The organism is Brochothrix sp., from assembly GCF_017549435.1.
Lineage (GTDB): Bacteria > Bacillota > Bacilli > Lactobacillales > Listeriaceae > Brochothrix > Brochothrix thermosphacta.
The window spans coordinates 1-7,349 of sequence record NZ_JAFYUW010000074.1 but is presented as its reverse complement, the minus strand read 5'-3'; the positions used below and the strand labels follow the sequence as shown (position 1 = coordinate 7,349).

The 7,349-nt window shown below is 36.2% G+C and carries 5 protein-coding genes; 1 reads left to right on the top strand and 4 read right to left on the bottom strand.

Annotated features, from left to right (window positions below; genetic code table 11):
• The first annotated feature begins 371 nt into the window (after window positions 1-371).
• The gene (locus IKV95_RS05015; protein WP_287451464.1) at window positions 372-815 is read left to right on the top strand and encodes a hypothetical protein; all 444 of its coding nucleotides are present in this window, start codon (window positions 372-374) and stop codon (window positions 813-815) included.
• A gap of 370 nt (window positions 816-1,185) precedes the next feature.
• Here IKV95_RS05015 and IKV95_RS05010 read toward each other — a convergent pair whose 3' ends face one another.
• The 4 genes from IKV95_RS05010 to IKV95_RS04995 form a co-directional block, all read right to left on the bottom strand.
• A complete protein-coding gene (locus IKV95_RS05010; RefSeq protein WP_069118969.1) occupies window positions 1,186-1,731 on the bottom strand; it encodes an Asp23/Gls24 family envelope stress response protein in 546 nt (181 codons plus the stop codon).
• Between the two features lie 20 nt (window positions 1,732-1,751).
• The gene (locus IKV95_RS05005) at window positions 1,752-1,928 is read right to left on the bottom strand and encodes a DUF2273 domain-containing protein (protein WP_081312182.1); all 177 of its coding nucleotides are present in this window, start codon (window positions 1,926-1,928) and stop codon (window positions 1,752-1,754) included.
• An 18-nt stretch (window positions 1,929-1,946) separates the two neighbouring features.
• Window positions 1,947-2,516 (bottom strand): alkaline shock response membrane anchor protein AmaP, encoded by a 570-nt coding sequence (gene amaP / locus IKV95_RS05000; protein ID WP_029090918.1) that lies wholly within the window; start codon window positions 2,514-2,516, stop codon window positions 1,947-1,949.
• A 342-nt stretch (window positions 2,517-2,858) separates the two neighbouring features.
• Entirely contained in the window at window positions 2,859-7,178 is a 4,320-nt protein-coding gene (locus IKV95_RS04995) for a PolC-type DNA polymerase III (RefSeq protein ID WP_029090917.1), read from the bottom strand.
• Window positions 7,179-7,349: the final 171 nt, after the last annotated feature.

Sequence of the window (7,349 nt, the reverse complement as noted above, 5' to 3'; positions counted from 1 at the left end):
TCAAAACGAAAGAGTGGGCGTATACCCACTCTCCGTTGACAACTATCTAAACTTTACATACTAAATATAGCATAAAAACGCTACTGTTGCAACAATCTGCCTTAAATGTCTGTTGTTGTTCAGACGAGGCTAAAAAATAATAATAAACGACCGCTATAATCAATAACTTTTCTGTTAGAAACTATACTCGTAATTAATGCTTAGCAACGAATACACATGCGCTGCAATGATGTGTTACTTGATGAAATTTTTTTGGTTTTTTTTATTTATTAACTATAAATATGGCGTTGTTAAAAACTCGTTTTATTGATTACATGTTATTATATATAAATAGCAGAATAATCTTATTAGGAGAGGACCAAACTTATACTATGATTTTAAAAATATTTTTTGTACTATTTATGGCAGCTGGAGTAAACCTTTTTTATAGAGGAATTAAATTAATGCTTTATATAAAAAAGGTTAACGAAGAAGAAACAACTTTTCACACTTTTAAATGCACGGCATGTAATGAGGTGTATCAGCTAAACGGCATTGAAACAAAAGCAAAGTGTCGCAGAGCCTTAGTTAAAAAGATACAAACAATCCATTCTCAAACAAAATCTGTAAAATTCACCTGCCCTCATTGCCACAGTAATGTTTACCAGGAAAGAATATTTGATATCAATATGACAAAATTTTCCGGCAATATTCGAATTCAAATGGATCAACGTGCACCTGACCCCAAAAAAAGGACTTTACTGAATGACCTATTGTTAAAGGGCGTTGCCCCTGTATTGGTAATGGTATTTTTAATGAAATTACTGGTTAGATAATAATTGGCTCATGAGTTTAAACTGTAACGTAAACTGCTTTTCTGTCTCTTAAATAACATAAATGTTTAGATATTGAACTCTAAAAAAGGTATCGCTTTAATTTTAAAGAGCGAAAAACAAAATTCACTTCAATAAAGTTTATACACCAGTGATTTTTTTGTGGGTAAGTAACTGTATTTACATCTGAGAATAACAGCGTTGCTTATACCAATGCCAACGTAGTTGAGCATTATTTAAAAAAACAGTTGTTGAACATTTTATCTGCTTTTACTTGACTATTTTAGCTCAATATATAGTGCGATTTTATTTTCGTAGACAGCAAAAAGGCGTCACTACATTTTGTAGTGACGCCCTTTTTTTACTCTGAAATTTATTCTACACGGTTACTTTCAACCTTATCTTTCACATTTTCAGTTGCTCTCGACGTCGCTTTTTTTACTTTTTCAGTTTGATGACTTACTGAATGACCTGCTTTTTCAGTAATATCACTGACACGATCTTGAACAGTCACTGAATCTTCTTCATACTGTTCCTTCGACTTCACATCGACAACATTAACATTAACTTCCACAATTTTCAATCCAGTCATATCATCAACATTTTTTTGAATGGCTTGAATGATTTTTTCGAATAAATCAGGAATATTTTTACCATACTCAACAACAATATCTAAATCAACTGCTACTTGTTTTTTACCTACTTCAACATTAACGCCTGTTGTTTTTGAATCTGTGTTGACGAGTTTTTCAGCTATATTTGAGAAAAAACCACCATCAATTGTCAATAAGCCGCTGACATCTTCCAAAGCAATACCGATGATTTTTTGCAAAACTTTATCTTCGTAAGTTAATTCTTTTGTGATTGCACCTGTACTCTCTACGTTAGTAGTGTTTGGTTTGTTTGTGAATTCTGTCATTTAAAAAACCCCTTTATCAATTATTTTAAATACTTTATTCGCTTATTGAGGTAATAACCTATCATAAAGCCACAAAATGTTAAAAATAGTAACAAAATTGTCTTAAAAAAACCGAGCGTTATGAATAATAAAGCAATGACGAAACCAACTGAAGCGCCAATTAAAGCATACTGATTCTCTTTTATTAATTCTTTCATATCAGTCTCCCTTTCTTACTATATTACTCGCTGTTTGCTGCTTGTTTTGATTTTACGAGGTTTGATTTTCAAACTTAATTGAATGTTTTCAGCCTCTAAGTTCAACATCTGTACGATGTCGCGATGTAATTCTTGCAAGAAAATCTTATTTCTCGCTGTGAAATCAGTATCGTCTAATACCTTACAGTGAATCTCGCCTGTGATTTTTTGTTTCTTTGTTTTAACAATAACCGTTGGCGAAACGTCTTCTAAAAATTGTTTTTGTTTGGCTTTTGTTAAAATGATTGATTCAATCGCTTTCTTTTGAATCTCTAAGGTGTTTTTATTCTCAGAGTATAACGTTAAAAAACGCTCTTTCGGTGGGATTAAGAAACTAATCACAAAAGCTAAGAATGCTAATGATAATAAACCAAAAGCAATCCAAAACAACACTAAATTATAATATGGGACATCGCGAACATAGGTTAATACGTCTCCCACATGAAACGGGGTGTTAGCTGAAGGTTGAACTTGCAAAATTACAAAATAAGCGATTAACATCACTAATATCGCTAAAAAGCCCATGATAAATTTTTGCGATTTTCTCAACTTGAAATTCACCTTCTTTCAAAGATAAGTACTTTTAGTAATAGGTGCACCTACTAAAAAGTACCCTTTAAAATTAAAATTAAACTTAAAACAAGCAATTTTTCTAAATTTTTTAGAAAAAAATGAAAAACAACTTGGGAATTAGAGCTGTTATCGACAGTTAGCTATCATTCAAAAAAAGCGATTAAAAAACACTTAATTTGTTTTTTCGAGTGACAAGATAGTATCTTTTGAGACGATTTTTATGACATACATTTTATGTCGCACCGATTGAATATCATAAAGCTAGCAGAATTAAAACATAAAAGAAGACCTACTCGCAATGAGAGGTCTTCTGTTTTTTTAGAAAAGTGACAATTGATTCTCATCAGGCAACCCTTCAAGGCAACCCATATCTGTCATATAATCAATGATTGATTGTGATACTTTACTACGTTGTTTCACATCTTCTTTCGATAGGAAAATACCGTCTGCACGAGCCGCTTCTAATTGTTTAGCGACGTTAGTTCCTAAACCAGGAATAGAATCAAACGGAGGTATTAATGAATCGCCTTCAATAATAAATTCAGCTGCTTTCGATTTATATAAATCAACTTTTTGGAATTTATAACCACGAGCAACCATTTCATTTGCTAATTCTAGAACAGTTAAAAGGTTTTTCTCTTTCGTTGAAGCTTCCATCCCTTTATCCGTGATGTTTTTCATGCTGGCTACTATTGCGTGTTTACCGTTAACCATTGAAATTAAATCAAAATCATCCGCACGAACTGTAAAGTAGGTTGCATAATAGAATAACGGGTGATGGACTTTAAAGTAAGCAATTCTTACCGCATTTAAGACATAAGCGGCTGCATGGGCTTTCGGGAACATGTATTTGATTTTTTTACATGAATCAATGTACCAATCAGGTACATTTTCAGCGCGCATAGCGGCTTCCCAATCTTCAGGAATTCCTTTTCCTTTACGAACGGATTCCATGATTTTGAAAGCTAATGATTCTTCGACGCCCATATAAATTAAACCAACCATGATATCATCACGACAACCAATTACTTCTGAAAGAACGGATTGACCTGATTTAATTAATTCTTCGGCGTTACCTAACCAAACATCTGTCCCGTGTGATAGTCCTGAAATTTGGAGCAATTCACTAAAAGTACTTGGGTTGGTTTGTTCTAACATTTGTCGAACAAAACGCGTTCCGAATTCAGGGACTCCTAAAGTTCCTGTTTTTGAATTAATATCTTCTGGTGTAACACCTAATGACGTTGTACCTGAAAACAATGCGAATACTTCCGGATCATCCGTTGGGATTTGTTCCGGTGTAATACCACTTAAATCTTGTAACATACGAATCATTGTCGGATCATCGTGACCCAGTATATCTAACTTCAAGACGTTATCATGAATTGAGTGGAAATCAAAATGCGTTGTTTTCCAATCTGAGTTGACGTCATCGGCTGGGAATTGGATTGGTGAAAAATCATACACATCCATGTAATCAGGAATAACAATAATCCCCCCTGGATGTTGCCCGGTTGTCCGCTTCACTCCTGTACAGCCACTTACTAGGCGATCTGTTTCAGCACCCCGAATATGAAGGTCATTGTCGCGCTCGTAAGCTTTTACAAAACCATAAGCTGTTTTTTCGGCCACTGTTCCGATCGTACCTGCACGGTAAACGTACTCTTCACCAAACAATACTTTCGTATAGTTATGAGCTTGTGCTTGATAGTCTCCCGAGAAGTTTAAATCGATATCGGGTACTTTATCCCCTTTAAAGCCTAAGAAAGTTTCGAAAGGAATATCGTGTCCGTCTTTATCGTAGTTAGTGCCACACTCTGTACATGGTTTATCTGGTAAATCAAAACCAGAACCCACTGAGCCGTCATGGAAAAACTCAGAATGCTGACATTTTGGACAGACATAATGTGGCGGTAAGGGATTAACCTCTGTGATTCCCGTCATCGTTGCAACGAAAGAAGAACCGACAGATCCACGAGAACCTACGATATAACCGTCATCATTTGATTTCTTAACGAGCTTTTGCGAGATTAAGTAAATAACACCGAATCCATGCCCGATAATACTCTTTAATTCTTTTTCTAAACGATCGATGATAATTTGCGGTAATTCTTCACCGTATTTAGCGCGTGCATTGTTGTAACTCATTTCTGTGACTTCTTCATCCGCCCCTTCAATTTTAGGCGTGTATAATTCATCCTTCACTGGAACGATAGGTTCACATTGATCCGCAATCGCGTTGGTGTTAGTTACAACTAATTCAAATGCTTTGTCTTCACCTAAAAAGGCAAATTCTTCCAACATTTCGTCTGTTGTACGGAAATGAACGTCAGGCATCGGGTAACGATTCAGAGGGTTGGCTCCCCCTTGAGAATTAATTAAAATTTTACGGTAAATTTTATCTTTTGGATCAAGGTAATGCACGTTACCTGTTGCGACAACTGTTTTACCTAATTTTTCACCTAAAGCAATTACATTTTTGATGATGTCTTGTAGTGCTTCGCGGTCACGTACCATTTCGTTTTCAATAAGCGTTTGATAAACAGTGGGTGGCATAACTTCAATATAATCATAGTAGGCTGCCGCATTTTCGGCTTCTACTGCCCCTTTTTGCATCATCGCCATAAAGACTTCACCACGATCACAACCCGACCCCACAATTAAACCTTCACGTAATTTGTTTAATAAGGTTCTTGGTACACGTGGTATACGATGGAAGTAACTGAGGTTTGCCTCAGAAATCAATTTGAACATGTTTTTTAAACCGACATAGTTAGTTGCTAAAACTGTCGCGTGTGAGGGACGTGCACGTTTATAAGCATCGCCTTCACCCACGTGTTCATTCAATTGATCGTGGAACAAAATAGTGTGCTCTTCTTCTGCATCCTTAATCAATTTCCATGCTAAGTATGCTGTAGCTTCCGAGTCAAAGATAGCCCGGTGATGTTGTTCAAGAATAATGTTAAATCGTTTGGTTAATGTATTAAGACGATGGTTTTTGAAGTGTGGGTATAAGAAACGTGCGAGTTCTAATGTATCTAGCACAGGGTTTTCGGCAACCCCCATATTATGGCGTTTATATGCCGTATTTAAGAAGCCCATATCAAAACTTGCGTTATGAGCAACAAGGATATCATCTCCTGCCCATTCTTTAAAACGCTTAAACACTTCTTCTTCTGTTGGTGTGTTAGCAACCATATCATCTGTAATACCTGTTAAGTTAATTGTTGTGGCACTTAAAGGATGACCTGGATTGATAAAGGCTTCAAATTCATCAACCTTTTCACCGTTAACCATTCTTACCGCACCTAACTCAATTACCTTATCGTAAACCGCAGATAGCCCTGTTGTTTCCACATCAAAAACGACATATGAAGCATCACGTAAATTACGATGTGACTCATTGTATACAATCGGTACGCCTTCATCGATTAAATTGATTTCTACACCGTATAAAATTTTAATGCCGTGTTTTTTTCCAGCAGCATGTGCATCAGGGAAGGACTGTGCCACAGAGTGATCGGTAATCGCAACTGCTTTATGCCCCCACTTCGCTGCTTGAGCAACTAAATCACCCGTTGGTGTTACAGCATCCATTGCACTCATCGGTGTATGTAAGTGTAACTCTACGCGTTTTTCAGCTGCTTTATCTTCACGACCTTTAACTGAAATTTCATTAATATCTTGCGCCATCAAGATTAACTCTCGAGAGAAGTTATCATTTTGGACAGAACCACGAACTTTCACCCACAAGCCTTTTTTAATACCTGCGAAGATTGAGCTATCATCTTTATCACGAGAGAACATCTTAACAATAATCGAGCTACGGTAATCAGTGATTTTAAACTGAACCAATGAACGACCGCTTCTCAGTTCACGTACCTCGGCATCAAAGATATAACCTTGCACTGTAACACGACGTTCTTCATCCACGATTGCATCTAATGTCATCATTTCTTCATTCGCTTTAATTGGTAAGCCCAATACTAATGGGCCACTAGGTACTGGATTATCTTTCGATTGGTTCTCCACACGTTTTTGCATTTCGTTTAAAGTTGCTAAGGCTTTAGCTTTATCTTCTTGTGCTTTATCTTCTGTAAATTTCTTAAATTCTTCTGATTCGCGATTAACAGACTGAACATCAATGATAAAAGTATAGCCCGTAATTCCCGCCTGTTCTAACAAAGGTAGAATTTGGTTCGTACACTTTTTACTCATTACCATTTTTTCTGTTTCGTTATCCGCTGACAACGTAATTTTCCGTTGAGAAACGGACGGTACTTGATCAGCAATACGTTGACCAATCATCGGTGAACCTTCACGGACTTTATTTGCAAAAAATGGCCAGTATTCTTGTAATAGTTCGCTTGTTAGTTCGCCACCTAATGATATGAATTTCAATTCTGATGAATGAATGTGATCAAAACTATTGCCAAGCGCCTCAGTTAAAACGCGATATGTTGTTCCTGTTAAATACGTTGGAATTTGAATCACAAACTGCCAGCGTTGGCTTTGCTGATGCACGACAACCTTTTCTAATGATGCTGTTTGTAATTCATTTACAATAACTTCATTGTCGGAGAGGCCGATTTGTTCAATCAGAATGTTTAATTTATTTGTTTCGTTTGGGTTCCCCATCTGTTCATCTCCACCTGTTCCTATTTGATCTGTTCAACCTGTTAAGTATAGCAAATTTCGAGCATAAGGGACAGTCGCTACTATCTATAATCTAACTGTAATTTCGTAATAGCTTATTAATTTGTTAGCTAAAAGCACTTTATTTGGTTACAAAAGAAACGCTCTCGTTCT

Coding starts and splice junctions, on each gene's coding strand:
- IKV95_RS04995 (WP_029090917.1), bottom strand. CDS start 7,178: ATGGGGAACCCAAACGAAACAAATAAATTAAACATTCTGATTGAACAA.
- IKV95_RS05010 (WP_069118969.1), bottom strand. CDS start 1,731: ATGACAGAATTCACAAACAAACCAAACACTACTAACGTAGAGAGTACA.
- IKV95_RS05005 (WP_081312182.1), bottom strand. CDS start 1,928: ATGAAAGAATTAATAAAAGAGAATCAGTATGCTTTAATTGGCGCTTCA.
- IKV95_RS05015 (WP_287451464.1), top strand. CDS start 372: ATGATTTTAAAAATATTTTTTGTACTATTTATGGCAGCTGGAGTAAAC.